Source organism: Ochrobactrum sp. PL_is501, assembly GCF_055816895.1.
Window position 1 is genome coordinate 173033 of the sequence record NZ_JBVPGR010000033.1, and the last position, 25235, is coordinate 198267.

The 25235-nt window shown below is 58.6% G+C and carries 25 protein-coding genes and 1 pseudogene; 8 read left to right on the top strand and 18 right to left on the bottom strand.

Annotated features, from left to right (window positions below; genetic code table 11):
* Positions 1-7: 7 nt before the first annotated feature.
* The 3 genes from AC0TOF_RS09220 to tesB all read right to left on the bottom strand — a co-directional run bounded on the left by AC0TOF_RS09220 (position 8) and on the right by tesB (position 5309).
* Positions 8-2578 (bottom strand): DNA translocase FtsK, encoded by a 2571-nt coding sequence (locus AC0TOF_RS09220; protein ID WP_473768009.1) that lies wholly within the window; start codon positions 2576-2578, stop codon positions 8-10.
* Positions 2579-2804: 226 nt separating this feature from the next.
* Positions 2805-4106, bottom strand: coding sequence for an ammonium transporter (locus AC0TOF_RS09225; RefSeq protein ID WP_473768010.1), 1302 nt, complete (start codon positions 4104-4106; stop codon positions 2805-2807).
* A 300-nt stretch (positions 4107-4406) separates the two neighbouring features.
* On the bottom strand, positions 4407-5309 hold the full coding sequence (gene tesB / locus AC0TOF_RS09230; protein WP_473768011.1) for an acyl-CoA thioesterase II: 903 nt from the start codon (positions 5307-5309) through the stop codon (positions 4407-4409).
* A 316-nt stretch (positions 5310-5625) separates the two neighbouring features.
* Between tesB and AC0TOF_RS09235 the strand changes: the two genes are divergently transcribed.
* Both AC0TOF_RS09235 and AC0TOF_RS09240 read left to right on the top strand, forming a co-directional pair.
* Positions 5626-6870 (top strand): ubiquinone biosynthesis hydroxylase, encoded by a 1245-nt coding sequence (locus tag AC0TOF_RS09235; protein ID WP_473768012.1) that lies wholly within the window; start codon positions 5626-5628, stop codon positions 6868-6870.
* Positions 6871-6937: 67 nt separating this feature from the next.
* A complete protein-coding gene (locus AC0TOF_RS09240) occupies positions 6938-7375 on the top strand; it encodes an OsmC family protein (protein WP_473768013.1) in 438 nt (145 codons plus the stop codon).
* Positions 7376-7421: 46 nt separating this feature from the next.
* Here AC0TOF_RS09240 and AC0TOF_RS09245 read toward each other — a convergent pair whose 3' ends face one another.
* The 7 genes from AC0TOF_RS09245 to AC0TOF_RS09275 form a co-directional block, all read right to left on the bottom strand.
* A complete protein-coding gene (locus tag AC0TOF_RS09245) occupies positions 7422-7793 on the bottom strand; it encodes a VOC family protein (RefSeq protein WP_006470952.1) in 372 nt (123 codons plus the stop codon).
* An 8-nt stretch (positions 7794-7801) separates the two neighbouring features.
* The gene (locus tag AC0TOF_RS09250) at positions 7802-8662 is read right to left on the bottom strand and encodes a nucleotidyltransferase domain-containing protein (protein ID WP_473768014.1); all 861 of its coding nucleotides are present in this window, start codon (positions 8660-8662) and stop codon (positions 7802-7804) included.
* A 68-nt stretch (positions 8663-8730) separates the two neighbouring features.
* A complete protein-coding gene (locus tag AC0TOF_RS09255; RefSeq protein WP_121999919.1) occupies positions 8731-9510 on the bottom strand; it encodes a succinate dehydrogenase iron-sulfur subunit in 780 nt (259 codons plus the stop codon).
* Positions 9511-9525: 15 nt separating this feature from the next.
* On the bottom strand, positions 9526-11367 hold the full coding sequence (gene sdhA / locus AC0TOF_RS09260; protein ID WP_473768015.1) for a succinate dehydrogenase flavoprotein subunit: 1842 nt from the start codon (positions 11365-11367) through the stop codon (positions 9526-9528).
* 7 nt (positions 11368-11374) lie between these two features.
* A complete protein-coding gene (gene sdhD, locus AC0TOF_RS09265) occupies positions 11375-11770 on the bottom strand; it encodes a succinate dehydrogenase, hydrophobic membrane anchor protein (protein WP_025089930.1) in 396 nt (131 codons plus the stop codon).
* 14 nt (positions 11771-11784) lie between these two features.
* Positions 11785-12183, bottom strand: coding sequence for a succinate dehydrogenase, cytochrome b556 subunit (sdhC, locus tag AC0TOF_RS09270; protein WP_121999917.1), 399 nt, complete (start codon positions 12181-12183; stop codon positions 11785-11787).
* 355 nt (positions 12184-12538) lie between these two features.
* Positions 12539-12997 carry a GNAT family N-acetyltransferase gene (locus tag AC0TOF_RS09275; protein ID WP_006470954.1) on the bottom strand — a complete coding sequence of 153 codons (459 nt, stop codon included), beginning with the start codon at positions 12995-12997 and terminating at the stop codon, positions 12539-12541.
* Between the two features lie 162 nt (positions 12998-13159).
* Between AC0TOF_RS09275 and AC0TOF_RS09280 the strand changes: the two genes are divergently transcribed.
* Positions 13160-13519, top strand: coding sequence for a hypothetical protein (locus AC0TOF_RS09280; protein WP_473768016.1), 360 nt, complete (start codon positions 13160-13162; stop codon positions 13517-13519).
* Between the two features lie 6 nt (positions 13520-13525).
* Here the strand turns inward: AC0TOF_RS09280 and AC0TOF_RS09285 are convergent, their stop codons facing one another.
* The 3 genes from AC0TOF_RS09285 to rplS form a co-directional block, all read right to left on the bottom strand.
* Positions 13526-14731 (bottom strand): GGDEF domain-containing protein, encoded by a 1206-nt coding sequence (locus AC0TOF_RS09285; protein ID WP_121999916.1) that lies wholly within the window; start codon positions 14729-14731, stop codon positions 13526-13528.
* 174 nt (positions 14732-14905) lie between these two features.
* Positions 14906-16315 (bottom strand): 3-isopropylmalate dehydratase large subunit, encoded by a 1410-nt coding sequence (gene leuC / locus AC0TOF_RS09290; RefSeq protein ID WP_473768017.1) that lies wholly within the window; start codon positions 16313-16315, stop codon positions 14906-14908.
* A 310-nt stretch (positions 16316-16625) separates the two neighbouring features.
* Positions 16626-17066: a 50S ribosomal protein L19 gene (rplS, locus tag AC0TOF_RS09295; protein ID WP_121999913.1), complete on the bottom strand. Its 441-nt coding sequence runs from the start codon at positions 17064-17066 to the stop codon at positions 16626-16628.
* Positions 17067-17393: 327 nt separating this feature from the next.
* Here rplS and AC0TOF_RS09300 point away from each other — a divergent pair, with 327 nt between their 5' ends.
* The gene (locus AC0TOF_RS09300) at positions 17394-18857 is read left to right on the top strand and encodes an NCS1 family nucleobase:cation symporter-1 (RefSeq protein WP_473768018.1); all 1464 of its coding nucleotides are present in this window, start codon (positions 17394-17396) and stop codon (positions 18855-18857) included.
* Between the two features lie 79 nt (positions 18858-18936).
* Here the strand turns inward: AC0TOF_RS09300 and AC0TOF_RS09305 are convergent, their stop codons facing one another.
* From AC0TOF_RS09305 to rimM, 3 genes are read right to left on the bottom strand one after another with little or no spacing between them, the layout of a single operon-like run.
* Positions 18937-19287 (bottom strand): DUF4260 domain-containing protein, encoded by a 351-nt coding sequence (locus AC0TOF_RS09305; protein ID WP_473768019.1) that lies wholly within the window; start codon positions 19285-19287, stop codon positions 18937-18939.
* The gene (gene trmD / locus AC0TOF_RS09310) at positions 19284-20015 is read right to left on the bottom strand and encodes a tRNA (guanosine(37)-N1)-methyltransferase TrmD (RefSeq protein ID WP_473768020.1); all 732 of its coding nucleotides are present in this window, start codon (positions 20013-20015) and stop codon (positions 19284-19286) included. Before trmD ends, AC0TOF_RS09305 begins: the two co-directional genes overlap by 4 nt.
* Positions 20012-20581: a ribosome maturation factor RimM gene (rimM, locus tag AC0TOF_RS09315; RefSeq protein WP_473768021.1), complete on the bottom strand. Its 570-nt coding sequence runs from the start codon at positions 20579-20581 to the stop codon at positions 20012-20014. Before rimM ends, trmD begins: the two co-directional genes overlap by 4 nt.
* A gap of 171 nt (positions 20582-20752) precedes the next feature.
* Here rimM and AC0TOF_RS09320 point away from each other — a divergent pair, with 171 nt between their 5' ends.
* From AC0TOF_RS09320 to AC0TOF_RS09330, 3 genes and pseudogenes are all read left to right on the top strand, one after another.
* On the top strand, positions 20753-21700 hold the full coding sequence (locus AC0TOF_RS09320) for a tyrosine recombinase XerC (protein ID WP_473768022.1): 948 nt from the start codon (positions 20753-20755) through the stop codon (positions 21698-21700).
* A 42-nt stretch (positions 21701-21742) separates the two neighbouring features.
* Positions 21743-22750 (top strand): TraB/GumN family protein, encoded by a 1008-nt coding sequence (locus AC0TOF_RS09325; protein ID WP_473768023.1) that lies wholly within the window; start codon positions 21743-21745, stop codon positions 22748-22750.
* A gap of 70 nt (positions 22751-22820) precedes the next feature.
* A pseudogene (locus tag AC0TOF_RS09330) lies at positions 22821-22982 on the top strand (flagellar basal body P-ring protein FlgI); the annotation flags it as partial.
* On the opposite strand, the gene AC0TOF_RS09335 reads toward AC0TOF_RS09330, so the two are convergent.
* Positions 22919-23116, bottom strand: a complete 198-nt coding sequence (locus AC0TOF_RS09335; protein WP_473768024.1) for a hypothetical protein — start codon at positions 23114-23116, stop codon at positions 22919-22921. The pseudogene AC0TOF_RS09330 and the gene AC0TOF_RS09335 overlap by 64 nt on opposite strands.
* A 386-nt stretch (positions 23117-23502) precedes the next feature.
* Here AC0TOF_RS09335 and AC0TOF_RS09340 point away from each other — a divergent pair, with 386 nt between their 5' ends.
* Entirely contained in the window at positions 23503-23769 is a 267-nt protein-coding gene (locus tag AC0TOF_RS09340) for a hypothetical protein (protein WP_473768025.1), read from the top strand.
* A 57-nt stretch (positions 23770-23826) separates the two neighbouring features.
* Here AC0TOF_RS09340 and lpdA read toward each other — a convergent pair whose 3' ends face one another.
* Complete coding sequence (gene lpdA / locus AC0TOF_RS09345; protein WP_473768026.1) at positions 23827-25230, bottom strand: dihydrolipoyl dehydrogenase; 1404 nt, start codon at positions 25228-25230, stop codon at positions 23827-23829.
* Positions 25231-25235 lie beyond the last annotated feature (5 nt).

Genomic DNA, 25235 nt, shown 5'->3' on the forward strand with positions numbered 1-25235 from the left:
ATGGCCATTAATAGTCATCTTCGGTGGGCACCAGTATTTCGCGCTTTCCGGCATGGTTGGCGGGGCCGACAATGCCTTCCTCTTCCATGCGCTCGATGATCGAGGCGGCGCGGTTGTAGCCGATGCCCAGACGGCGCTGGATGTAGGACGTCGACGCCTTCTTGTCGCGCAGCACCACCGCAACGGCCTGATCATACGGATCGTCGGAATCCTCCAGATTGCCGGTGCCAGCCGGGCCGCTGCCGCCCTCGTCGTCGTCTTCATCCTCGGTGATGGCGTCGAGATATTCCGGGACGCCCTGAAGCTTCAGATGCTGCACGATGCGCTCCACCTCGTCGTCGCCAACGAATGGGCCGTGCACGCGCTGGATGCGTCCGCCGCCAGCCATGAAGAGCATGTCGCCCTGGCCGAGAAGCTGTTCGGCGCCCTGCTCGCCCAGAATGGTGCGGCTGTCGATTTTCGATGTGACCTGAAACGAAATGCGGGTCGGGAAATTGGCCTTGATCGTGCCGGTGATGACATCGACCGAGGGGCGCTGCGTGGCCATGATGACGTGAATGCCCGCCGCACGCGCCATCTGCGCCAGACGCTGCACCGCGCCTTCGATATCCTTGCCCGCGACCATCATCAGGTCGGCCATTTCGTCGATGATCACGACGATATAGGGCATCGGTTCGAGATCGAGTTCTTCCGTCTCGTAGATCGCCTCGCCCGTATTGCGGTCAAAGCCGGTCTGCACGGTTCGCGCAATCGGCTCGCCCTTTTTCTGTGCAAGACCGACACGCTGGTTGAAGCCGTCGATGTTGCGCACGCCGACCTTGGACATCTTGCGATAACGGTCTTCCATTTCGCGCACGGTCCATTTGAGCGCGACAACCGCCTTCTTCGGATCGGTCACAACCGGCGTCAGCAGATGCGGAATGCCGTCATAGACGGAGAGTTCCAGCATTTTTGGGTCGATCATGATGAGGCGGCATTCCTGCGGCGTCATGCGATAGAGCAGCGACAGGATCATGGTGTTGATGGCCACCGACTTGCCCGAACCGGTGGTACCCGCAACCAGTACGTGGGGCATCTTTGCAATGTCGGCGATGACCGGCTCGCCATTGATGGTTTTGCCGAGCGCCAGCGCCAGCTTCGCCTTCGATTGCTCGAAGTCACGGCTCGCCAGCATTTCGCGCAGGTAAACCATTTCGCGCTTCGGGTTCGGCAGTTCGATACCGATGGCATTGCGCCCCGGAATGACCGCAACGCGCGCCGCGATCGCGCTCATCGAGCGGGCAATGTCGTCGGCAAGGCCGATGACGCGCGAGGACTTGATGCCGGGAGCCGGTTCAAGCTCATAAAGCGTCACCACCGGGCCGGGCTTCACATTGATGATTTCGCCGCGCACGCCGAAATCTTCCAGCACGCCTTCAAGCAGACGCGCATTCTGTTCCAGCGCATCCTTGGAAAGCGCGGGGTCGCGCTGAACGAGCTTCGGTTCGGCAAGGAAATGGAGCGACGGCATTTCAAAAACGCCATTGTCCTTAAGGAAGGAGGGCTGCGCCTCGCGCTGGGCGCGCGGGCCGGGCTTCGGCGACGGTGCGGCCTGTTCCACACGCGCCTTGCGGGCGCGGGGCGGCGGCGCATCATGCCATTCCTGACCGGCGAGCGGCGTGTCGTCATCCATATCGTCCATATCGAAAGGCGGCGCGTCGTCGACGGCGGCAGGCGCCCCGAAACCGGGTTCCCTGCGCGGCGCATTGCGCGCTTCGGCGTTGCGGCGCACCACGCGCATATCGTCGAAATCGTCCTCGCGCGGGCGGCGACGGCCAAGCCCGGTCAGGCGCTTGAAATTGGCGGTCGTGGTCAAAACCAGATGCGTGAGCGCGCCGACAAGCTGGAAACCGCCACCAGCGGACGCTTCATCGTCTTCATCTGCGGCAAAATCATCATCTTCCGCGCCGCGGCGGGCTGAGGCTTGCGCAGGATTGACGACACCTGCCCCGCGCCCGACGATGCCGCTGGCAAAAAGGCAGAGCCAGAAAGCCGGGACAGCAAGGATGAGCGCAATGCCCGAGGCGATGGCCCCTTGCGGAAAACTGCCAAGGAAAAGCCCCGGAAATTTCAGGATCATGTCGCCAAAGACGCCACCGAGACCAATCGGCATCGGCCAGCTTGCCGGTACCGCGAAGCAGCTGGCAATCGCCGCAAACAGGAGTGCGGCGCCAAGCCACGCAAAACTGCGCTTGGCCACCCGCCCGATGCCGCCGCGCGTCATCATCAGCAGCGACCAGACAGCAAGCGGAAGCAGGGCGGGAACGCTCGCCAGGCCGAAAAACTGCATGGCAATATCGGAGAACACAGCACCGGGATAGCCCAGCGCATTCGTTACCGGATTGTCGGTCGCGTGGCTGAAGCTCGGATCGGCGACATTCCATGTCGCCAGCGCGCCGACAGCCATGCCGGTGAGCGCGAGAAGCCCCAATCCAAACAGGATATAGAACTGCCTGCGGAAGAGATTGGCCAGTTTCAGCCTGTCTTCCGTAATCCGCTCGTCACGCAGCGGGTATGAGGGCGAATATCCTTGCCGCATATAGCCTGTCCCGAACCGAAAATATTTGCTGGCCCCTGAGCGGACTTGCTCCGGGCGCATTGAATCGGTCCGATCCTAATCGTCGGATGGTTAATTCCTCATTAACCATGCATGAGGCTCGGCAAATAAAGGAAAAGGCGCGGGGATCGCCCGCGCCTTCCGAAAGCCCGACAAGCAGGGAAACACCTCCCTACTCCCCTACTCCCCTACTCCCCTACTCCCATCCTCACTGCACCGACTCCCCATGCAGCGCGATATCCAGCCCCTCGATCTCGGCCTGCTTGCTGGGCCGCAGGCCCATGACGGCCTTGACCACGTAAAGAATGATCGCGGTGGCGATGGCCGTGTAGACGACCGTGACAGCAGCGCCGAAGAACTGCTTGCCGATGGTGGCGCCTTCGCTGGCCGGGTTGATCGCCGCATCGGCAAAGAGGCCGGTCAGCACCGCGCCGACGAAGCCGCCGACACCATGAACGCCGAAGGCATCGAGTGAATCGTCGTACCCGAGCGCATGCTTGATCTTCACAGCCGCCACGTAGCAGACCGCACCGGCCACTATGCCGATGATGAGCGCGCCAGTCGGATTGACAAAACCGGCTGCAGGCGTGACGGCGACGAGCCCCGCGACAGCGCCCGAAATGATGCCGAGCACGCTTGGCCTGCCAGCAACCGCCCATTCCACGAACATCCAGGCCAGTGCAGCACCAGCGGTCGCAACCTGCGTGTTGAGCATGGCAACGCCCGCAAGCGCATTGGCCCCGACAGCAGAGCCCGCATTGAATCCGAACCAGCCGACCCACAGAAGGGCAGCGCCGATGACCGAGAGCACCAGATTATGCGGTGCCATGTTGGTGTGGCCGTAGCCGTCACGCTTGCCGAGGATGAGGGCAGCCACCAGACCGGCGACACCGGCATTGATATGGACAACCGTGCCGCCGGCAAAATCAAGCACGCCATCCGACGCCATGAAGCCGCCGCCCCAGACCCAGTGGGCAACCGGGATATAGACGATGAACAGCCATAGCGTCAGGAACACCAGCATGGAGGAAAACTTCATGCGTTCGGCAAACGATCCGGCGATAAGCGCAGGCGTGATGACGGCAAAGGTCATCTGGAAAGTGATGAACACATATTCGGGAATGGTCCCTGTCAGCGATCCCATCGTGACGCCGGAGAAGAACGCCTTGGAAAGCCCGCCGATAAATGAATTCAGCGAACCGCCATCGGTGAAGGCGAGCGAATAGCCTGCAACCATCCACAGAACGGACATGAGGCAGGTGATCGCAAAGCTCTGCATCACTGTGGACAGCACGTTCTTCTTGCGCACCATGCCGCCATAGAACAGCGCCAGACCCGGTATCGTCATCATCAACACCAGCGCGGTTGAAGTCAGCATCCACGCCGTATCGCCCGTATCGAGGGTTGGTGTCGGGGCGGCGTCCTGTGCCATCGCCGTCCCCGCCATGGCGAGGAGCGCGGGCAGGCTGGCCAGAAGGGCCGTTTGCTTGTTTCTTCCTGTTATGAGCATCGAATATCTCCGTCGAAGGGCGGCTTCAAACGCGGCTGCGCTGGAAAGACCGGTTCAAACAGAGAGAAACAAAATTCATGCCAGTTGGCCGAAGCAGGCAAATTAACCGGAAATTTTATGACATTCGGCGCGCCGGATGCGGAAATTCGCAGCTAGGAACGTGGTGCCACGGATGCAGCTTCAGACCGAATGATGCCTTAACTGATTCATTCGATTCGCTTTTTACCCCTCGGCATCTCGCCAGCCAGCAGCGAAATGCCTCAAATTTAATCGCCTATTCAGCTCATGATTAATAATTAATCATTTATTTTCCTCGTGCACGCGGATCAGGCCTTCCTGCGCGACTGATGCGATCAGCACGCCATCGCGGGTGTAGAGCGCGCCGCGATTGAAGCCGCGTGCGCCTGAAGCGCTCGGCGTATCCTGCGTATAGAGAAGCCAGTCATCGAGCCTGCACGGTCGATGAAACCACATGGCATGGTCGAGGCTCGCCACCTGCATGTCGCGGTCGAAGATAGTCCGGCCATGCGGATGAAGCGACGTGTCGAGCAGCGTCATATCGGACAGATAGGCGAGAATGGCGGCCTGCAGTGCCCGGTCATCCGGCACGATGCCGCGCGCCCTGACCCATACATGCTGGACGGGCTCGAGTTTCTCCCGCGAGAAATAATGGGTCAGCGATACGGGCTTGATCTCGATGGGCCGCTCCCGCTCCCAGTATTTGCGGACATTGGGCGGCGCCATATGGAGATATTGTTCCTTGATGTCGCGATCGCCGACGAGTTGCTCGGGCATAGGCAGCCCTTCCGGCATCGGCATCTGATGCTCAAGCCCGCCTTCGTCGATCTGGAACGAAGCGGATAACGAGAAAATTGCCTTGCCATGTTGCTTGGCCAGAACGCGCCGGGTGCTGAAGCTGGAACCATCACGGATGCGGTCCACCTCATAGACTATGGGGATGGCCGGATCGCCGGGCCGCACGAAATAGGCATGGAGCGAGTGCACATGGCGCTCCGGTTCGACCGTGCGCTGCGCGGCAATCAGCGCTTGCCCAATCACCTGCCCCCCGAAAACCCGCTGCCAGCCTACCTGCGGGCTGTTGCCCCGGAACAGGTCCACCTCAAGCGTTTCGAGATCGAGGATCGATAGCAGTTCGCGCATTGCCGCCGTCTGCTCGATACCGGGCTTTTCTTCATCGGACATGGACAGCCTGTCTCCTGCAACCATATATATGCTTCGGGTTCTTGTTTGAGCCGGAGCGTTGGAACCTGTCAAGAACCGCGCGGGAAAAGCTGTCCCTGGCAGCGGAGCAGACGGCAGGTTTCGGTATGCGCCGCGGCAAAATATCGGGTTCCCTGACCGGCGATATATGCCAAAACAGCGCGTGAGCGGTTCCAGCTAAACCAGAATCGCGAAACCGCTCTATCTCTTTGTTTCCAAGCATTTGCCTCGCGCAAAACCGCTTCGCACTTTTGCTGGAAATGCTATCGTGAGATAGATTCTCGAAAGGAAATGACAAATGGCCGTCCGAAAAAAGCAGGAAGCAGCGCGCAATAACGATGTGGTGATTGCAGGCGGCGGCTATGTCGGCCTTGTCACGGCGGTCGCAATCAGGTCAGCGGCCCCGCACCTTTCCGTGACGGTGATCGACGGCGCGCCTGCGGGCGCCTGGAAAAACGATCCCCGCGCCTCCTCCATCGCCGCGGCCGCCTCGCGGATGCTCGACAAGCTCGGCTGCTGGCAGGAAATTCTGCCGGATGCCCAGCCTATCACCGAAATGGTCATCACCGATTCGCGAACATCCGATCCGGTCCGTCCCGTGTTCCTCACCTTCGAGGGAGAAGCGGAACCGGGCGAGCCTTTCGCCCATATGGTCGAGAACCGTGTGCTCAACACGGCATTGCACAACAAGGCGGATGCCCTCGGTATTGTCTTCCTTGAGGCGGTGAGCGTCGACAATTTCGAAACCCGGCCCGAAAGCGTGACCGTTACGCTGTCCAATGGCGACAGGCTGGAAACGCGTCTCTTGATCGCTGCCGACGGTGCGCGCTCGCGGCTGCGCGATCTGGCGGGCATCAAGACCGTGAACTGGGATTATGGTCAGTCCGGCATCGTCTGCAATGTGGCGCACGAGCGCCCGCATGGCGGCCGCGCCGATGAGCATTTTCTGCCCGCCGGTCCATTTGCGATCCTTCCGCTGAAGGGCAATCGCAGCTCACTGGTCTGGACCGAGCGCACGGCGGATGCCGAGCGGCTCATCCGCGAGGATGATTTCGTGTTCGAAGCTGAACTGGAACAGCGCTTCGGCCATCGTCTGGGCGCCCTGCATGTCGAAGGGCCGCGCCGTGCCTTCCCGCTCGGCCTCACGCTGGCGCGCGAATTTGTAAAGCCGCGCTTCGTGCTGGTGGGCGACGCAGCACATCGTATCCATCCTATCGCCGGTCAGGGCCTCAACCTCGGTTTCCGCGACGCGGCGGCGATTGCCGAAGTGGTGGTCGAAACGGATCGCCTTGGCCTCGATATCGGATCTTTCGCAGCCCTTGAACGCTATCAGTCGTGGCGCCGCTTCGATACGGTGCAGATGGGCGTCACCACCGACGTCCTGACCCGGCTTTTCTCCAACGACAATCCGGCTATCCGCTCAATCCGCGATATCGGGCTTGGTCTTGTCGACCGGGTTCCAGCGCTGAAATCCTTCTTCATCAAGCAGGCTGCGGGCCTTTCAGGCGATACCCCGCGTCTGCTGAAAGGACAGGCCATCTGAGTGCTGGACCCGTTCCCGGACCGCCCTATATCGGTAGCGGAAATCCCAACCGAGAGGAGAGCTTCCCATGGACAGAAAAGCAACCGCCGTCTGGCAAGGCACGCTGAAGGAAGGCAAAGGCACCCTCAACACGCAAAGCGGTGCGCTGAAGGATCTGCCCTACGATTTCAAGGCTCGTTTTCAGGACGAAAGCGGTCGCTCCGGCACCAATCCGGAAGAGCTTCTGGGTGCCGCCCATGCAGGCTGTTTCGCCATGCAGCTTTCAGCCCTCCTGACAGAACACGGCACTCCGCCCGAAAAGCTTGAGGCAACCGCAGTCGTCAGCATCGGCCCGGCTTCCGGCGGTGGCTTTGAAATCAGCCGCAGCGCACTCACGCTCAACGCCAAAATCCCCGGCATCTCGGCGGAGGATTTCGAGACGCTTGCGAACAAGGCCAAGCAGTCCTGCCCGCTTTCAAAAGCGTTGGGCGCTATCGAGGTGACGCTGGACGCAAAACTGGCTTGAGCGAGTATAAGTTGCGAGGATAAGAAGCGGGCGCAAGCTCGCTTTTTTATTCCGGCAGGTGGCAGACAGCCTCGATATTGTGGCCGTCCGGATCGATGACAAAGGCGGCGTAATAGTCGGGATGATAATCCGCCCGCAGGCCGGGCTTGCCATTGTCCTTGCCGCCAGCGGCAATGGCTGCTTCATAAAAGCGGTCCACCTCGGAGCGGGTCCCAGCCGAAAAAGCGACATGAAGCACGCCCTCCAGCTTCGCACCCTTCTGCTTGCCGATCCAGAATTCCGGCTTGCCATTGCGGCCATATCCCACCCAATCGCCGAATTCCATGGCGCGGCCTATGCCGAGCGGCGCCAGCGCCGCATCATAAAAAGCCCGCGACTTGGGCATGCTGGAAATGTTGAATCCGATATGATCGAGCATGATTTTACCTAGCCAGAACTGGAATTCCACGGGTTCGCTACAACAGTATCATCGTTATATAACGCAGTTACCCATTGTCGCCAGAACCTGTCCACACGCTCTCTCTTGGCCGGATCAATTTCCTGCTTCGCTGTAGAACTGGTCCATTTATCGGCGATCTGAAGCTCGTCAACCAGAAACGACAGGATTTCTGCTGGAACATCGCCCTTTCCCATTTCTCGGGTCAAAGCCTTGCGAGCCATCAGGTCCGCCACATTATTCCAGATTTCTGCTGATAAATCGGCCTCTTGGCACAACGTCGGAAAATGCATCGGCGCCACTCCACGATCAGGGTGGAGCCGCATCCATCGCAGCGCCATGACCGGGCGCAGGCTGTAAAAAATCTTCTTAAGCCCGATCTCCTTCCCATCGCCTAACGAACGTTCAAACTGATTTCGCGCTAGATGGAAATAATGACGAGCTACCCCGTTCTTATCACAAATGGAGTCCGCCAGTTCCAACAATGCCAAGCGAAATTTTTCATCGGAGTGATAAACAATCGGCGAAGTTAACCATTCCAGAATGACGGCGTTGCCAGCAAGCATCAACTTCAGTGCTTTCGATAGCTCCCAACCATTAACATCTATAACAGGTGTCAATGGTGTTTCGATTACATCTCTTCTGGGAAAAAGGGTAAAGCTTGCTTCTGGAGATAGAACATAAACAAAGCGACAGTCGTAGTCGCTGTCGGGAGATGGAAATCCCCACGCACGGCTTCCGCTTTCGATTGCCAATGGAATAATAACTTCGTCATTATTCGCGATATCTCTCAACCGCCTGTCAATTTCGGCAACTGAACTGCTGTCAAAATTCTTTGGTATATTACGCATGACTTACTCCATAAAAAAGACCGGCCCCACATGTGAAGCCGGTCCCCTAAAGCCATCAAACAATAGAATTACACGCGGCGCTCGACCATCATCTTCTTGATTTCGGCAATCGCCTTGGCAGGGTTCAGGCCCTTCGGGCAGGTCTGCGCGCAGTTCATGATCGTGTGGCAGCGATAGAGCCGGAACGGGTCCTCGAGATTGTCGAGGCGTTCGCCCTTGGCTTCGTCGCGGCTATCGATCAGCCAGCGATAGGCCTGAAGCAACACGGCGGGGCCGAGATAGCGGTCGCCATTCCACCAGTAGCTCGGGCACGAAGTCGAGCAGCAGGCGCACAAAATGCATTCGTAGAGGCCGTCAAGCTTCTGGCGATCCTCATGGCTTTGCAGCCATTCCTTCTGGGGCTCCGGCGAAACCGTCTTGAGCCAGGGCTCAATGGAACGATGCTGGGCGTAGAAATTGCTGAGGTCCGGCACAAGATCCTTCACCACCGGCATGTGCGGCAGCGGATAGACCTTGATGGCGCCCTTGATGTCGTCCATGCCCTTGGTGCAGGCCAGCGTATTCGCGCCATCGATATTCATGGCGCAGGAACCGCAAATGCCTTCACGGCACGACCGGCGCAGCGTCAGCGTCGGGTCGATCTTGTTCTTGATATAGAGAAGACCATCCAGCACCATCGGGCCGCAATCGTCGCGATCGACATAATAGGTGTCGATGCTCGGATTGGCGTCATCGTCCGGCGACCAGCGATAGATACGGAATTCCGTGACGCGCTTGGCGCCATCAGGACGGGGCCAGGTCTTGCCCTCCTGCATGCGGGAATTCTTGGGAAGTGCGAGTTCAACCATTGCTCTTTCCCTTGATTAGTAAACGCGCTTCTTCGGCGCAATCTTGGCGAGGCTGATGCCGCCTTCCTCTTCCGTCGTCAACGGATCGAGGTGGACAGGACGGTAATCAAGCTTGACCTTGCCTTCCGGCGACAGCCAGGACAGGGTGTGCTTGCGCCATTCGGCATCGTTGCGATCCGGGAAATCCTCATGCGCATGGGCGCCGCGGCTTTCCTGACGCGCTTCCGCCGAAACAACCGTCGTCAGCGCATTGGCCATCAGGTTTTCCAGCTCCAGCGTTTCCACCAGATCGGAGTTCCAGATCATCGACCGGTCAGTAACCTTGACATCCGGCAGCTCCTTCCAGAGCTTTTCCATGCGCTCGACGCCCTGCTTGAGCGATTCCGAGGTGCGGAACACCGCGGCATCTTCCTGCATGGTGCGCTGCATCTTTTCGCGCAGTTCCGCGGTCGGCCGGGAGCCGTTGGCAAAACGCAGGCGATCAAAGCGCTCCATGATCTTGTCGCAGGCAGCAAGGTCGAGATCGGGAATCTTCGACTTGCGGTCGATGACCTGACCGGCGCGGATAGCAGCCGCACGGCCGAACACCACGAGATCGATCAAAGAGTTGGAGCCGAGACGGTTCGCACCGTGCACCGAAGCGCAGCCCGCTTCGCCAACGGCCATCAGGCCTGGCTGCACGCGGTCCGGGTCGTCGGCGGTCGGGTTCAGCACTTCGCCCCAGTAATTGGTCGGAATGCCGCCCATATTGTAGTGAACGGTCGGCAGAACCGGGATCGGTTCCTTGGTCACATCCACGCCTGCAAAAATCTTTGCCGACTCGGAAATGCCCGGCAGGCGCTCATGCAGAACAGCCGGATCGAGATGGTCAAGATGCAGGAAGATGTGATCCTTGTTCTTGCCGACGCCGCGACCAGCACGGATTTCCATGGTCATGCAGCGCGAAACAACGTCACGCGAGGCAAGGTCCTTGGCCGAAGGGGCATAGCGTTCCATGAAGCGCTCGCCTTCGGAATTGACCAGATAGCCGCCTTCGCCGCGCGCGCCTTCGGTGATGAGGCAGCCCGCGCCATAGATGCCGGTCGGATGGAACTGCACGAATTCCATGTCCTGCAGCGGCAGGCCGGCGCGTGCCACCATGCCGCCACCGTCGCCGGTGCAGGTGTGCGCCGAGGTAGCCGAGAAATAGGCGCGGCCATAACCGCCCGTCGCCAGAACCACCATCTTGGCGGAGAAGCGATGGATGGTGCCGTCATCGAGGTTCCACGCCACAACGCCGGTGCACACACCGTCGGTCATGATGAGATCAAGCGCGAAATATTCGATGAAGAACTGCGCGTTGTTCTTGAGCGACTGGCCGTAGAGCGTGTGCAGGATCGCGTGGCCGGTACGGTCAGCGGCAGCGCAGGTGCGCTGGACCGGAGGGCCGTCGCCGAAATTCTGCATGTGGCCGCCAAACGGGCGCTGATAAATCTTGCCTTCTTCCGTGCGCGAGAACGGCACGCCGTAATGCTCAAGCTCGTAGACGGCGGCAGGCGCTTCGCGCGCCAGATATTCCATCGCATCGGTATCGCCGAGCCAGTCCGATCCCTTGACGGTATCGTACATATGCCACTGCCAGCTGTCCGGGCCCATGTTCTTGAGCGAAGCGGCGATGCCGCCCTGTGCGGCAACCGTATGCGAACGGGTCGGGAAAACCTTGGTGATGCAAGCCGTCTTCAGGCCCTGCTCGGCCATGCCGAGCGTTGCGCGCAGGCCAGCACCGCCAGCCCCGACGACCACCACGTCGAACTTGTGATCGACATAGGTGTACTTGCTTGCAGCGGCAGGCGCCGCATTGTTTACTGCACTAGCCATCGGGCTATCAACCTCCGAAGCTCAGCTTGAGGATCGCAAAAATGCAGGCGAAGCCGACAACAGCCGTAAAGAAGCTGTTCAGCATCACCAGCACGACCTTCATGCCTTCGCCATGCACATAATCTTCGATAATGACCTGCATCCCCAGACGCATGTGGTAGACGCCGGTCAGGACGAACAGCGCCATCACGATGGCAGTGAATGGATGCGAAAGTGCAGCCCGGACTTCCGCATAGCTTGCGCCATTGAGCGAAACGACCAGGCCGATGAAAAACATGACCAGCGGCACAAGGGCGACCGCGCTCAGGCGCTGATACCAGAAATGGCCGGTGCCTTCCTTGGCCGATCCCAGACCCCGGACCTTGCCGAGTGGGGTGCGCATATCATTGTTCATACCGTTCATGAAACCAGCTCCCCTTAGCGCACCGAATAGGCGACGACCCATACGAGGATCGTGGCGATGACGGAGAAAACGACGGTCGTCCAGGCGATCTTGGAAGCGGTGTGCTTTTCAAGACCTGCGCCCGTATCCCAGATCAGGTGGCGAACGCCGCCGGCCAGATGGTGCAGAAGCGCCCATGTATAGCCGAACAGGATCAGGCGGCCGATCCAGGACGAGAACAATGCATTGACGGTGTTGAAGCACTCTTCGCTGACCGCAGCCGAAATCAGCCAGGCCGCCAGCAGCAGGGTGCCGAAGTAAAGTGCGCCGCCCGTGATGCGATGGACGATAGACATCGTCATCGTAATGACCGGCTTGTAGATAGACAGGTGCGGCGACAAAGGACGCTGGCGCGTTACAGTCGGTTGTGTCATGGCTCTGTAGGCTTCCCTGACGTTTCTCTCCGGCCACACCCCGCTGACGACGATCAGCAAGGCAGCCAGGTTGCGGGTTCTCACGAACCCGGGTTCGACGCCGTCCGAGGCACAGGGAACCGGACTTTACGATCCCGCGCCGGTACGACCCAAGAAAATATGGCTGGACCGTGGCGTACGGCCCTATGTGGCGCTTTCTACTGCTCTTTTACCATCACGTCAAAGAAGCTTTTTCACGAAAAGACTAACAATTGGTCGCACCTCGGCGACACATTCGCGTGATTGCGGCATTCAAACGATTGAAGACCGCAACCGGCAAAAACATGTGTAATTTCATCCACTTTTGCGAAATCGATCAATTGCCGAATCGAATCACATAGCTCGACCAGTCGGCAGCCGTCGCAATCTGTTCATAGAGCTTGCGCCCGTCTTCCGGAACGCGCGGGGCGTTGAGCACCAGCTTGGACCAACTGCGCTCCTCGGCCTTGTCGGCCAGCACGTCGATCAGCGCCTTGGCGATGCCTTTTCCGCGATGATCGTGGTGTACGTAGATATGATCGACCTGCCCTGCACGCAGGCCGGTCACCGGTTCGGGCAGATCGTAAAAGATCACGAAGCCGACCAGATTTCCGTCGACCCGGGCTCCCAGCGTTTCAGCGGCACGGTCCTGAAGCAGATGCTCGGCATAAAAATCATCGGGGCGGCGCGGAGCACCGCGCTTGAGCGCCTGCGCATAGCTTGCCAGCAGCGGCGCGAACTCATGGGCATCCCGCAGATGGAGGAGCGCAATATCGACGGCATGATCTTTGGTCATTGGACGTTCCTTGGCGTTTCCGGCCCTTCCGCATGCAGCCTGCGAAGCAGCAGCGCACGGAAGACCGGTTCGATTGTAGCCAGCACGGATGACAAAGGTAAAGAAAGAGTTAAGATAGTCCGCATTCTCCTGGTGATCACCGTCGACGAGGCTCGAACAACGATGGCAAAACGCAGACGGACAATCTTTGGCGCGGCTGTCGTCGGCGTGCTTGCGCTCGCCGGTGCCGCACGGGCCGACGATGCGACACGCTCCATCGATGCCTCGGGAAATCTTGTCATCCAGATGCCGGGCAATGGCGCGAAGATCATCCGGGTCGGCGCGGCGCAGAAGACAGCTTCCTCCTCGCCGCAACGCATGAAGCTGATTACCGCACCGCGAGATCGCTCGGTTGCCTATATCGTCGACAAGCCCAACAGCAATTGCGAAAGCGCGGTCGTGCTGCACGGGCGCGCCTTCATGTACGGGACCGATCGCGGAGAAACGCCGGTTCTGGACCACGCCAATTGCGGCTATCACTAGGGCTGTTCAGCGCCCCGTCATTGACCGGAATTCCAGCACGTTTTCGTCAGCCAGTATCGGCAGCGCCGTGCGCACATTGTTGCGCCCGCCCTTTTTCGCTTCATAAAGCGCGCCATCCGCGCGTTTATAGAGATCGGAAAATACATCATCGAATTCCATTTCCGCGACGCCGAAGCTTGCCGTGAACTCGATCTCCCCGTTCCTGCCCGCAATACGAATATCGCGACAGACAAGCCGCGTCTTGTCCGCGAATCGCCATGCCGATTGGATCGTGTTTCCCGGCAGGATGATCGCGAATTCCTCACCGCCGACACGGGCGGCAATGCCGCCCTTGACGCTCGCCGCTTTACGCAGTTCGGCGGAGAAGGCGGCGATGACGCGATCCCCCAAAGCGTGGCCGTGCGTGTCGTTGATGGCCTTGAAGTGATCGATGTCGCACAGGACCAGCGACAAAGCCTGCCGCATGCGCTTCGACTTTTCAATCGCCGCTTCGGCGCGAAACTCGAAACCGCGCCGGTTGAGCAGCATGGAAAGCTGATCCGTTTCCGAACGTATCTGCATATCGGTGATCAGCTCCCGCATCAGGCTCAGCAGCAGGAGCAAGCCGCCAGCGACCGAAAGCGCAGCACCAATCGACTGCGAGAACATTGCATAGGTCGTATCGATATAGTCGGCCGGCTCAGCGCCTGCACCTCCGGACAACACGGCGATAACGGGCTTGAACAGGAAATGGACGGCGCTGACGCCGAACAGCACCGCCATGAGCGTGTCGATGGCGTTGCGATCCACGCGCAGGATCACCCACACAGCAAGCAGAAGCACCAGAAAATAGGGCGTCTGATAAAGCAGCATGCCGATCATCTGGCTACGGGCGATGTCATATATGCCGTAGACCACGGCAAGCGACGCAATGGTCAGAAGTCCGAGCGCTATCCATGGCACAGGCCGGGCATACATTCGGGCCAGACCGACAACCAGACAGGACAAGGCCAGATAATAGGCCGTAAAGGCGAGCATATAGCCGATGCGGGGATTGGGAATGGAAGGCATGGCAAGCTCGGTCAGGAAATAGAGCATTGCGAAAATAAAGCCCAAGGCAAAGACCGGTGCCGCAGCATTATCCCGCGCATAAACGGCAATGCCGAGAAATGCGAAAGCAAACAGACCGGAAACGGTCATGTTGATCAACAGGATAAAGTCGGCTCCATTCATCGATGCTCTTCCCCGTGCCGGCACTCAAGGACTTCCGCCGACAGCCACCCCGCCACACCCATACAATCAAAGCGTGAAAAACCTGCTAATCTACAGCCAACGAAAAACCGCCGGGATGAACCGGCGGTTTGATCTTCCAAGAGCCTTCGAGGAACCTTCTGGTTCGGAAATGCTCTAGTTCCACTCGCGAATGTCGACGAAATGTCCGGCAATCGCGGCAGCGGCGGCCATGGCGGGCGACACGAGATGCGTACGGCCCTTGAAACCCTGACGGCCTTCGAAATTGCGGTTCGAGGTGGAAGCGCAGCGTTCGCCCGGCTTCAGACGATCGTCGTTCATGGCAAGGCACATGGAGCACCCCGGCTCACGCCAGTCGAACCCGGCTTCGATAAAGATCTTGTCGAGGCCTTCGGCTTCCGCCTGTTCCTTCACCAGACCCGAACCCGGCACGATCATGGCGCTGACGCCAGCGGCAACCTTTTTGCCCGCAGCCATGCGTGCAGCGTCGCGCAGGTCCTCGATACGGCCATTGGTGCAGGAGCCGATGAATACGCGGTCGATCTTGATATCGGTCATCTTGGTGCCGGGCTTCAGGCCCATATAGTCCAGAGCGCGCCACTTCGATGCCCGCTTGGTCTCGTCCTTGATCTCGTCCGGATTCGGAACGATGTCGGTGACGAAGACCACGTCTTCCGGCGAGGAACCCCAGGACACGACCGGGGAAATCTTGGCGGCGTCGAGTTCGACGATCTTGTCGAAATGCGCGCCTTCATCCGAATGCAGCGTCTTCCAGTAGGAAATCGCCTGATCCAGCGCTTCGCCCTTCGGCGCGCGCGGCTTGTCCTTGATATAGGCGAAGGTCGTTTCGTCCGGCGCGATGAGACCAGCGCGGGCGCCGCCTTCGATCGACATGTTGCAGACCGTCATGCGGCCTTCCATCGACAGGGCGCGAATGGCTTCGCCCGCATATTCGATCACATAGCCAGTGCCGCCCGCGGTGCCGATTTCGCCGATGATGGCGAGCGTGATGTCCTTGGCGGTGACGCCCGGAGCCAGCTTGCCATCCACACGCACCAGCATGTTCTTGGCCTTCTTCTGAATCAGCGTCTGGGTTGCCAGAACATGTTCCACCTCGGACGTGCCAATACCATGCGCCAGCGAACCGAAAGCGCCGTGCGTGGAGGTGTGGCTGTCACCGCAGACGATGGTCATGCCCGGCAGCGTAAAGCCCTGTTCCGGGCCGACGATGTGCACGACGCCCTGACGGCGGTCACGCTCGGAATAATATTCGACGCCGAAATCAGCGGCATTCTTGGCCAGAGCCTCGACCTGAATGCGGCTTTCCTCGTTCTTGATACCGTTGATGCGGTCCGGCGAGGTCGGAACGTTGTGATCGACAACGGCCAGCGTCTTTTCAGGATGGCGCACCTTGCGGCCAGCCATGCGCAGGCCTTCGAAAGCCTGCGGGCTCGTCACTTCGTGCACAAGATGGCGATCAATATAAAGGAGGCAGGTTCCGTCTTCCTGCTGATCCACTACATGGTCGTCCCAGATCTTGTCATAAAGTGTACGCGGCGCGCTCATTGCGAGAGGTCCTTTGAATGGTTCTTAGAAGCATTTCCAGCAAAAGTGTGAAACGGTTTTGCGTGGGCAAATGCGTGAAAAAATAGCCAGAGCAACTCCAATGGTTCAGTCTTGACTGGAACCGCTCTAATTTCCTGTCATATGCACCCGCCTTGGCGTTTCGTCAAGAAACAGAAACCGCCACAGGGTGTCGCAGTAACAATCTTGCGAGATTTTGGCGTAATTATGCAATATGTTACGCAAGGCTTCATTTTTGGCAAATAAAAAAGGCGACCAGAGGCCGCCTTCTTTAAACAGGATGCTGTGAAACTTATTCAGCAGCAGCGGCCTTTGCGGCGGCATCGCGCTCGGCGGCGCGCTTGTCAGCTTCGCGCTCGGCCTTGGTGCGGTTGTCCTTCTTTTCAGCAATACGCGCAGCCTTACCGGTGAGGCCACGAAGGTAGTAAAGCTTCGCGCGACGAACCTTGCCGCGGCGAACCAGTTCAACGCCTTCAACGACCGGCGAGTAAACCGGGAATACGCGCTCCACGCCTTCGCCATAGGAAATCTTGCGAACGGTGAAGTTTTCATTGAGGCCAGCGCCGGAACGGGCGATGCAGACGCCTTCATAGGCCTGCACGCGGGTACGCGTACCTTCGGTCACGCGAACCTGAACGCGAACGGTGTCGCCTGGCTGGAAATCCGGAAGCTTGCGCTTTTCTTCGATCTTTGCTGCCTGTTCGGCTTCAAGCTGACGAATGATATCGGTCATCGTCTTTCTCCTTCTGCATTCTTCTCAAACAGTCAGAGCGCTCTGCACTTGCCACCAAGCAATCCTTGGCCCTGTGGCTATGCCTTCAAATTCAGGCAGGAGCGGTACACCATTTATTGGTTTGGGACGCCTCGGGCTTTGCCCGAACGAGGTATTACAATGTCGGGATTTCCCGAACTGGCAGGCACATACAGCATCACGACCCGTTTGTCACGCCCTGTCAGAATTTTTCGTAGCCAGCCTGGAAAGACTGTGCCACAACTATCGTCAACAATAAAAATACAAATCGTAAACAACTATAAAAGTTGTAGCTAATAAGGGGACAGTATGACAATCAAAAATCCATCACCCTCATTGTACAATGAGGATTTGGCACCAGCCGAAGAACGCAAATGGGGCGCCTTCAGCATTTTCAACGTCTGGACATCGGATGTTCACAGCCTTTGGGGCTATTATCTTGCCGCAAGCCTGTTTCTTTTGTGCGGCAGTTTTCTGAACTTTGTTATAGCGATCGGTGCGGGATCATTGGTCATCTTCTTCCTGATGACTCTGGTCGGCAATGCCGGCGTACGGACAGGCGTGCCTTTTCCGGTGCTGGCGCGGGCATCCTTCGGCACGTTCGGAGCCAATTTTCCAGCCCTCGTGCGCGGTGTCGTCGCCTGTTTCTGGTATGGCGCACAGACCGCTGCCGCCTCCGGCGCCATCGTCGCGCTGCTTATCCGCAACGAAAGCATGCTGTCCTTTCACCAGAACAGCCATCTGCTCGGCCACTCGACCCTCGAAGTCATCTGCTATGTCCTGGTTTGGGCAGCCCAGCTTCTCATCATCCAGCGCGGCATGGAAACTGTCCGCAAATTCCAGGACTGGGCCGGTCCCGCAGTCTGGATCATGATGCTGATCCTGGCCGTTTATCTGGTTATCAAGGCCGGCACGTTTTCTTTCGGCAGCGAAATTCCGCGCGATGTGCTTCTCGAGAAAACAAAAGATGCAGGCGTTACCGGCGAGCCGGGTTCGTTTGCGGCACTCGCTGCTGTCGCGGCCACCTGGATCACCTATTTTGCGGCACTCTATCTGAACTTCTGCGACTTCTCGCGCTATGCCAAGGATGAAGCATCCTTGCGGCGCGGCAATCTTTGGGGCCTGCCGGTCAATCTTCTGGCCTTCTGCCTTGTCGCCGGCGTCACCACCACCGCTGCCTTCACAGTCTATGGCGAAGTCCTGCTTCATCCCGACCAGATTTCGGCAAAGTTCGATAGCTGGTTCCTTGCACTGCTTGCCGCGCTGACTTTCACCGTCGCCACGCTCGGCATCAACGTGGTTGCGAACTTCGTTTCCGCCGCCTTCGACTTCTCCAACACATTGCCGCAGAAAGTCTCGTTCAAGCGGGGCGGTGTCATCGCAGCATTGATCGCATTGATCCTCTATCCGTTCGCCCCGTGGGAAACCGGCGCCGCACATTTCGTCAACTTCCTCGGCTCCACCATGGGCCCGATCTTCGGGATCATGATGGTCGATTATTATCTGCTGCGTCGCGGACAGTTGAATGTGGCCGATCTTTATCAGGAAAACGGTGAGTTCCGGTTCCAGAATGGCTGGCACGTCAAGGCTTTCATCGCTTTTGCTATCGGCGCCCTGTTCTCATCCGTCCTGCCAATGGCCACCAATCTTCTGCCGAGCTGGTGGGCGACCTATGGCTGGTTCTTCGGCGTGGGTATTGGCGGCAGCGTCTATTTTATCCTGCGCAAGTCACAAACAGAACTTCGCAGTCCTGCAAATCAGCACTCTGCCTGACAAAAAGAGACGAAAATGCCCGGCGTCTGCCGGGCATTTTTATTCAGAGCGCATCCCAACACAACATCAGATCGGCGATCTAACGGCCAATCCGGCCCAGATGCGTATCCTGAAATCCTGATCCATATTTGAGGCCATAGCCGAGTGCGCGGTCGACGCCGATATGCACGGCCCAGATCAGCGCAATTGCGAGGCAAAGCGGCCAGTTCATGGCCCAGCCAAGCACCGCCACCAACACCACGCCGATCCAGCTATGAGCAATATTATAGACGATCGCGCCTGTACGCGGTCCCCTCACATAGCCGAAGAACGAAAGATCGGGCGCAAGGATGAGAATGGCGAAAAGCCACCAGCTTGCGCCACTGACCCAATAGGCTCCGAGCGCCAGCAGCGCGAGGGAAAGACTTTCGAGCCGCTGGATCAGGTTCATTTGCGCTTTCCCTCGCAATAGGCGTCCCAAAGATCGGGACGCCGCTCCCTGGTGATCCGCTCAGCCTGTTCGTGCCGCCATTTATCAATGGCACCATGATTGCCGGAGGTCAGGATTTCGGGAATGGGCCGATCTTCCCAAACCTGCGGGCGGGTGTAGTGCGGATGTTCGAGCAGGCCGGTCTCGAAACTCTCCGTCTCGCCGGATTCGCGATTGCCCATCACGCCCGGCAAAAGCCGCACAATGGCATCGAGCAGCACGATGGCCGCAGTTTCTCCACCCGACAGGATGTAATCGCCAATCGATACTTCCTCGAGATTGCGCGCCTCGATCACGCGTTCATCCACGCCTTCGAAACGCCCGCAGAGAATGATCGCGCCCGGCCCTTCGGCCAGTTCGCGAACGCGCTTTTGCGTCAGCGGCTTTCCGCGTGGGCTCATCAAAAGCATCGGACGCTGACCGTCGGCAACCGAATCCAGCGCGCGGGCGATAACGTCCGGCTTCATCACCATGCCGGCGCCGCCGCCAGATGGCGTATCGTCCACCATACGATGCCGCCCTTCCGCAAAATCGCGTATCTGCACCGCATCGAGCCGCCATTTGGCTTCACCGAGCGCCTTGCCCGCAAGCGAAGCGCCAAGCGGTCCGGGAAACATTTCCGGATAAAGCGTCAGCACGGATGCATGAAAGAAACCGGCCTCATCATCGACCTTGGAAACTTCGGTCATGACTTCTTCGGCTTTTTCTTTTCGCTTTGCGGACGCTCGTCCTCATCGTCGGCGATCAATCCGGCGGCATAGGGCTCGACCAGCAATGTTCCCTTGTCGAAATCGATCTCCGGCACGGCAGCTTCCGTGAACGGAATGAGCATCGGGCGCTTGCCCTTTTCGGAAAGCTCTATGAGATCGCCGCCGCCGAAATCGAAGAGCGCGCTCACCACGCCATAGGTCTTGCCTTCGGCATCCACCGCCAGCAGGCCTATGAGGTCTGTCTGGAAGAATTCGTCTTCATCCAGTTCGTCATCCGGCAGTTGCGAACGATCGATGAAAAGCTCGATCCCGTTCAGCGCTTCGGCGGCATTGCGGTCGTTGATGCCCTTGAACCGCACGACCACCACGGTCTTTGCAGGACGCGCTTCCAGAACCTCGTAGCTCTTGCCCTGTTCGTCATAAAGCAGGCCGTATTCGGCGATGGCCAGCGGATCGCCGGTAAAGGTCTTCACTCGCACTTCGCCACGCGTGCCATGGGCGGCACCGATGACGGCGAGCTGGATCGGGTTTTCTGGACGCGGCATTGCCAACCTTGTTTCTGCTGCACGGAGAGGACTATTTTTCGTTCAATAGCTCTTTCGTTGGTCTTTTTCACGTCATTTCGTCAGAAAATCGCTCTTCAACCCACGAAAACCAGCCGGTAACCTATCGCTGGCAGACTGCACGCGAATCCAGAGTGAACGATCGGCCCGATTATGACGACGAACAGCGAATTTCTGATCCCTGCCCGCGCCGACCTCGCAGCCGCGCGGGAAGAATGGCTGAAGACGCTGAAAGATGCGCGCCGCCTGTCCGAAAATACGCTCGAGGCCTATGAACGCGACACGCGCCAGTTTCTCAATTTCCTGACCGGCCATCTGGGCGAGCCGCCGTCGCTAAAAGATGTCGGCAATCTGCGGATCGCCGATCTGCGCTCCTTTCTGGCCAGCCGCCGCAATGACGGCGTCGGCGCCAGAACGCTGGGGCGTGGTCTTGCCGGTGTTCGCTCGCTGCTGCGCCATCTGGAAAAACGCGGCCTTGCCAATGCAGCGGGCGCAAGTGCCATGCGCGCGCCGCGACAGCCGAAATCCCTGCCGAAACCGCTGACCGCCGAAGATGCCCGCCGCGTGGTCGCCGCCGACGGGCAGATGGCGGAGGAACCATGGATCGCCGCGCGCAACGCCGCCGTTCTGACATTGCTCTATGGCTGTGGCCTGCGCATTTCAGAAGCGCTTGGCCTCATGGGCGACGCTTTATCCGACAGCACAGCCCTTTCGATCACCATCACCGGCAAGGGCAACAAGGCCCGCCTCGTGCCGTTGCTGCCCGTTGTGCATCGCGCCGTCGCCCAATATCGGGCGCTTTGCCCGTTCGACCTTACCGCCGACAAGCCGCTTTTTCGCGGCGCCAAGGGCGGCATTCTTCATGCGGCGATCATCCAGCGCGAAATGCAGAAGCTGCGCGCCGGTCTCGGCCTGCCCGACAGTGCGACGCCGCACGCGCTGCGCCATTCCTTTGCCACCCACCTTCTGGGGCGCGGCGGCGATCTCAGGACCATTCAGGAACTGCTTGGCCATGCAAGCCTTTCAACTACGCAGGTCTATACCGGCGTGGATACCGAGCGGCTTCTGGAAGTTTACGACAAGGCACATCCGCGCGCTTGATATTGGTCTCGCATCTGTGAAAAACGGTCTTATATTGCCCTCATGAAAAAGCTGCTTCTGACTCTTCTCCTTGCCTGTCTTGCAGGCACAATCCCCGCTCACGCCGACAATATATCCGCCGCTTGCACCCCGCACGGCGTCAATCTCATGGAGGGACTGGAGACGAGAGACCCGGCAAGCTGGCAGGAATTGCAGCGAGACGCCGATAAGATTCCCAATCGCAAAGGGCTTCTCTGGAAAATCGACAAGCAGGGCGTCGAGCCATCCTATCTCTTCGGCACAATGCATTTTTCCGATCCCCGCGTCCTGACGCTGTCGAAAGCCACCGACGAGGCCTATCGATCGGCAAGCACCGTCGTCGTTGAAACGACCGATATTCTGGACCCGAAGTTTTTCCTGCGTGTCAGACTGGAGCAACCCGAGCTGCTGCTTTTCACCGACGGCACCACGCTCAAAGCGCATCTCCCCGAGCAACGGCGTGAGGAAATCGAACGGAAGCTCGCAGAACGCGGCATTGTTCTCGACGCGGTCGCCAAAATGAAACCATGGGTGCTATCCAGCTTGCTGGCCCTTCCCAAATGCGAGAGGAAGCGGCAAGGCGAAGGCGAGAAATCGCTCGATGAAAAGCTTGCCCTCGATGCACAGGCCGAAGGCCGCGATGTTCAGGGCCTTGAAAGCGCGGAAGAGCAGCTCACCGCGATGAACCGGATGCCGCTTGATTTCCACCTCCGCAGCCTTGTCGCCACCATCGATTATGGCGACGCAATCGAGGATGCCATGGAGACGACGACTGCCCTCTATCTCGATGGTGAAATCGGGATGATCATGCCGGCGCTCCGGAAAATTGTTCCCGACAGCCTTTCCGACGATGACTATGATTTATTCTTAAAATATCTCATTTCGGACCGGAATCACCTCATGGCTGATCGCGCCGTCCCGATCATCGACAAGGGAAATGCTTTTATTGCCGTGGGCGCGCTACATCTGCCGGGCAAGGACGGTATAATCGAACTGCTACGCGCAAAGGGCTACCGGGTAATTCCGCTATAGGACCCATGTGGCTGAATATTTCTAACCGGCTCTAAGAGCCTGTTCCAAAAGTCGCCATTCCGGTCTGCAAATGGCAATTTTCTGCGTTCCGGTACTCATGTACGTTAAGTACACTGCGCTCCGGTACTCGTAAATCGCCATTTTCGCCTCGGCCTGCCGCTTTTTGATTCAGGCTCTAAGATCGGTGATACTATTTTCAATGGCAGTAATATTGAGTTCGAGTTCGGCAATCTGTCTCAGTATGGATTTTCCCGGAAGCGCTTCTTCTCTGGCTGCTTCATCCAGAAGCTTGAACTGTTCATCGCGCAAAAGCGACGAAAGCTTTTCGAAGCGCTCAATGGTTTTCATATTTTCTTTCGAAGGCATAATATCTTTTCCTTAAATTTCGGCGTGGCTTTTAAGCGCTTGTGATGATCCAGCTTTACAGTGATAAAACCTGCATAGCCAGTTGATCGATCATAATCCGGCTTGCCGGATCACTTCCGTGATTGAATATACATAGCGATAGGCAGTTTCGCTCGGGTTAACGGCTTATTCACCGCGCCCGCCCGCAGACCTATCAATCCATACTCCTTTCTTATCTTGGAGTTTTCGGAACGATCCTCTCCTTTTCGCATTGTTATATACCGGGTGTGTTTTCGCAACATGATGCGGTTGGTGCCTGAAGCGGTTCATGAATGACCCAATACCCGGCCAACTGACGCTCCCGGCTATCGCTTCGATGATGGAAGGAACCATTGGAGGAACCCGATATGGTTGATCCCCTCGACCCGCGAACCAGAGATCCGCACCTTTCGGACCCGACTGGCCAAACCGGAATGCCACCGCCCAATCGCGGCGGAAGCGGCTATCTGCTTGGCGCGGTACTTCTGGCTGCGATCATCCTTCTGGGCTACTTCTTCTACCGCAATGGCAGCGGAACCGATACTTCCGCTCCGCCTTCGCCGCCACCGGCGACACAGAGTGAGCCTGCAACCCCGGCTCCGGCTCCCCCGGCCAACCCGCCAGCGCAGAATTAGACATAAAAAAAAGGCCCGCACGCGCGGGCCTTTTTACAATGGCAGAAATGCAGCCGATCACATATGGATCGGCTTGGCAAAGGTGGCCAGCGCGGATTCGCGCACGGCTTCCGACATGGTCGGATGGGCGTGGCAGGTGCGGGCCAGGTCTTCCGACGATCCGCCGAATTCCATCAGAACCGCCAGTTCGTGGATCATTTCACCGGCATTGTAGCCGAGAATATGCGCACCCAGAACGCGGTCCGTAGCCTTGTCGGCGAGGATTTTGACGAAACCGTCGGTGTGTAGCATAGCGCGCGCACGACCATTGGCCGTGAACGGGAATTTGCCCACCTTGTATTCGATACCGGCGGCTTTCAGTTCCTCTTCGGTCTTACCGACGGAGGCCACTTCCGGCTGCGTGTAGACCACGCTCGGGATAACATCGAAATTCACGTGACCGGCCTGACCGGCAATGATTTCGGCAACCGCAATGCCTTCGTCCTCAGCCTTGTGCGCCAGCATCGGCCCCTGCACCACGTCGCCAATGGCATAGATGCCTTCGACATTGGTGCGCCAATGATCGTCGATCGCCACGCGGCCGCGATCATCGACATTCACGCCCGCTTCCTGCAAGCCGAGACCATCCGTGTACGGACGGCGGCCGGTCGCGACCAGCACCGCATCGGCTTCAAGCGTTTCGGCCGCGCCGCCCTTGACCGGCTCGAAAGTCACTTTCGCGCCCTTTCCTGCCTTTTCCACGCCCGTCACCTTGGCGCCGAGCTTGAAGGCAATGCCCTGCTTTTCGAGAAGGCGCTGGAACTGCTTCGACACTTCGCCATCCATGGGCCCGAGCACCTTGTCGAGATATTCGACGACCGTGACCTTCGCACCCAGACGCGCCCAGACGGAACCGAGTTCGAGACCGATCACGCCGCCGCCGACCACGATCAGGCTGCCCGGAACCTTGTCGAAGGAAAGCGCGCCGGTCGAGGAAACAATGACTTTCTCGTCAATATCGACCTTGACGCCCGGAATGCCGGCCACGTCCGAGCCGGTGGCGATGATGATGTTCTTCGCTTCGATTTCCTCGACCTTGCCGTCTTCGGCGGTCACGGAAACCTTGCCCTTGCCGACAATCTTGCCGGTGCCGATGAAGGCCGTGATCTTGTTCTTCTTGAACAGGAATTCAACGCCGGTGACGTTGGCCTTCACGGTCGCATCCTTATGCGCCAGCATCTTCGTGAGATTGAGCTTCGGCGTCACTTCCACGCCGAGCGTGTCGAAGGAGTGACCGGCTTCGGCAAACACTTCCGACGCATGCAGAAGCGCCTTGGAGGGAATGCAGCCGATATTCAGGCAGGTGCCACCGAAGGTCTTGCGCTTTTCTACAACAGCAACGGAAAGACCAAGCTGTGCAGCCTTGATCGCGGCGACATAACCGCCGGGACCCGTACCGATGACAACCACATCGTATGACATTGAAC

Bases quoted from the DNA above. Each gene is read 5' to 3' on its own strand.
- AC0TOF_RS09220 (WP_473768009.1), bottom strand. From the start codon at position 2,578: ATGCGGCAAGGATATTCGCCCTCATACCCGCTGCGTGACGAGCGGATT.
- AC0TOF_RS09225 (WP_473768010.1), bottom strand. From the start codon at position 4,106: ATGCTCATAACAGGAAGAAACAAGCAAACGGCCCTTCTGGCCAGCCTG.
- tesB (WP_473768011.1), bottom strand. From the start codon at position 5,309: ATGTCCGATGAAGAAAAGCCCGGTATCGAGCAGACGGCGGCAATGCGC.
- AC0TOF_RS09235 (WP_473768012.1), top strand. From the start codon at position 5,626: ATGGCCGTCCGAAAAAAGCAGGAAGCAGCGCGCAATAACGATGTGGTG.
- AC0TOF_RS09240 (WP_473768013.1), top strand. From the start codon at position 6,938: ATGGACAGAAAAGCAACCGCCGTCTGGCAAGGCACGCTGAAGGAAGGC.
- AC0TOF_RS09245 (WP_006470952.1), bottom strand. From the start codon at position 7,793: ATGCTCGATCATATCGGATTCAACATTTCCAGCATGCCCAAGTCGCGG.
- AC0TOF_RS09250 (WP_473768014.1), bottom strand. From the start codon at position 8,662: ATGCGTAATATACCAAAGAATTTTGACAGCAGTTCAGTTGCCGAAATT.
- AC0TOF_RS09255 (WP_121999919.1), bottom strand. From the start codon at position 9,510: ATGGTTGAACTCGCACTTCCCAAGAATTCCCGCATGCAGGAGGGCAAG.
- sdhA (WP_473768015.1), bottom strand. From the start codon at position 11,367: ATGGCTAGTGCAGTAAACAATGCGGCGCCTGCCGCTGCAAGCAAGTAC.
- sdhD (WP_025089930.1), bottom strand. From the start codon at position 11,770: ATGAACGGTATGAACAATGATATGCGCACCCCACTCGGCAAGGTCCGG.
- sdhC (WP_121999917.1), bottom strand. From the start codon at position 12,183: ATGACACAACCGACTGTAACGCGCCAGCGTCCTTTGTCGCCGCACCTG.
- AC0TOF_RS09275 (WP_006470954.1), bottom strand. From the start codon at position 12,997: ATGACCAAAGATCATGCCGTCGATATTGCGCTCCTCCATCTGCGGGAT.
- AC0TOF_RS09280 (WP_473768016.1), top strand. From the start codon at position 13,160: ATGGCAAAACGCAGACGGACAATCTTTGGCGCGGCTGTCGTCGGCGTG.
- AC0TOF_RS09285 (WP_121999916.1), bottom strand. From the start codon at position 14,731: ATGAATGGAGCCGACTTTATCCTGTTGATCAACATGACCGTTTCCGGT.
- leuC (WP_473768017.1), bottom strand. From the start codon at position 16,315: ATGAGCGCGCCGCGTACACTTTATGACAAGATCTGGGACGACCATGTA.
- rplS (WP_121999913.1), bottom strand. From the start codon at position 17,066: ATGACCGATATCATTCGTCAGCTTGAAGCCGAACAGGCAGCAAAGATC.
- AC0TOF_RS09300 (WP_473768018.1), top strand. From the start codon at position 17,394: ATGACAATCAAAAATCCATCACCCTCATTGTACAATGAGGATTTGGCA.
- AC0TOF_RS09305 (WP_473768019.1), bottom strand. From the start codon at position 19,287: ATGAACCTGATCCAGCGGCTCGAAAGTCTTTCCCTCGCGCTGCTGGCG.
- trmD (WP_473768020.1), bottom strand. From the start codon at position 20,015: ATGACCGAAGTTTCCAAGGTCGATGATGAGGCCGGTTTCTTTCATGCA.
- rimM (WP_473768021.1), bottom strand. From the start codon at position 20,581: ATGCCGCGTCCAGAAAACCCGATCCAGCTCGCCGTCATCGGTGCCGCC.
- AC0TOF_RS09320 (WP_473768022.1), top strand. From the start codon at position 20,753: ATGACGACGAACAGCGAATTTCTGATCCCTGCCCGCGCCGACCTCGCA.
- AC0TOF_RS09325 (WP_473768023.1), top strand. From the start codon at position 21,743: ATGAAAAAGCTGCTTCTGACTCTTCTCCTTGCCTGTCTTGCAGGCACA.
- AC0TOF_RS09335 (WP_473768024.1), bottom strand. From the start codon at position 23,116: ATGCCTTCGAAAGAAAATATGAAAACCATTGAGCGCTTCGAAAAGCTT.
- AC0TOF_RS09340 (WP_473768025.1), top strand. From the start codon at position 23,503: ATGGTTGATCCCCTCGACCCGCGAACCAGAGATCCGCACCTTTCGGAC.
- lpdA (WP_473768026.1), bottom strand. From the start codon at position 25,230: ATGTCATACGATGTGGTTGTCATCGGTACGGGTCCCGGCGGTTATGTC.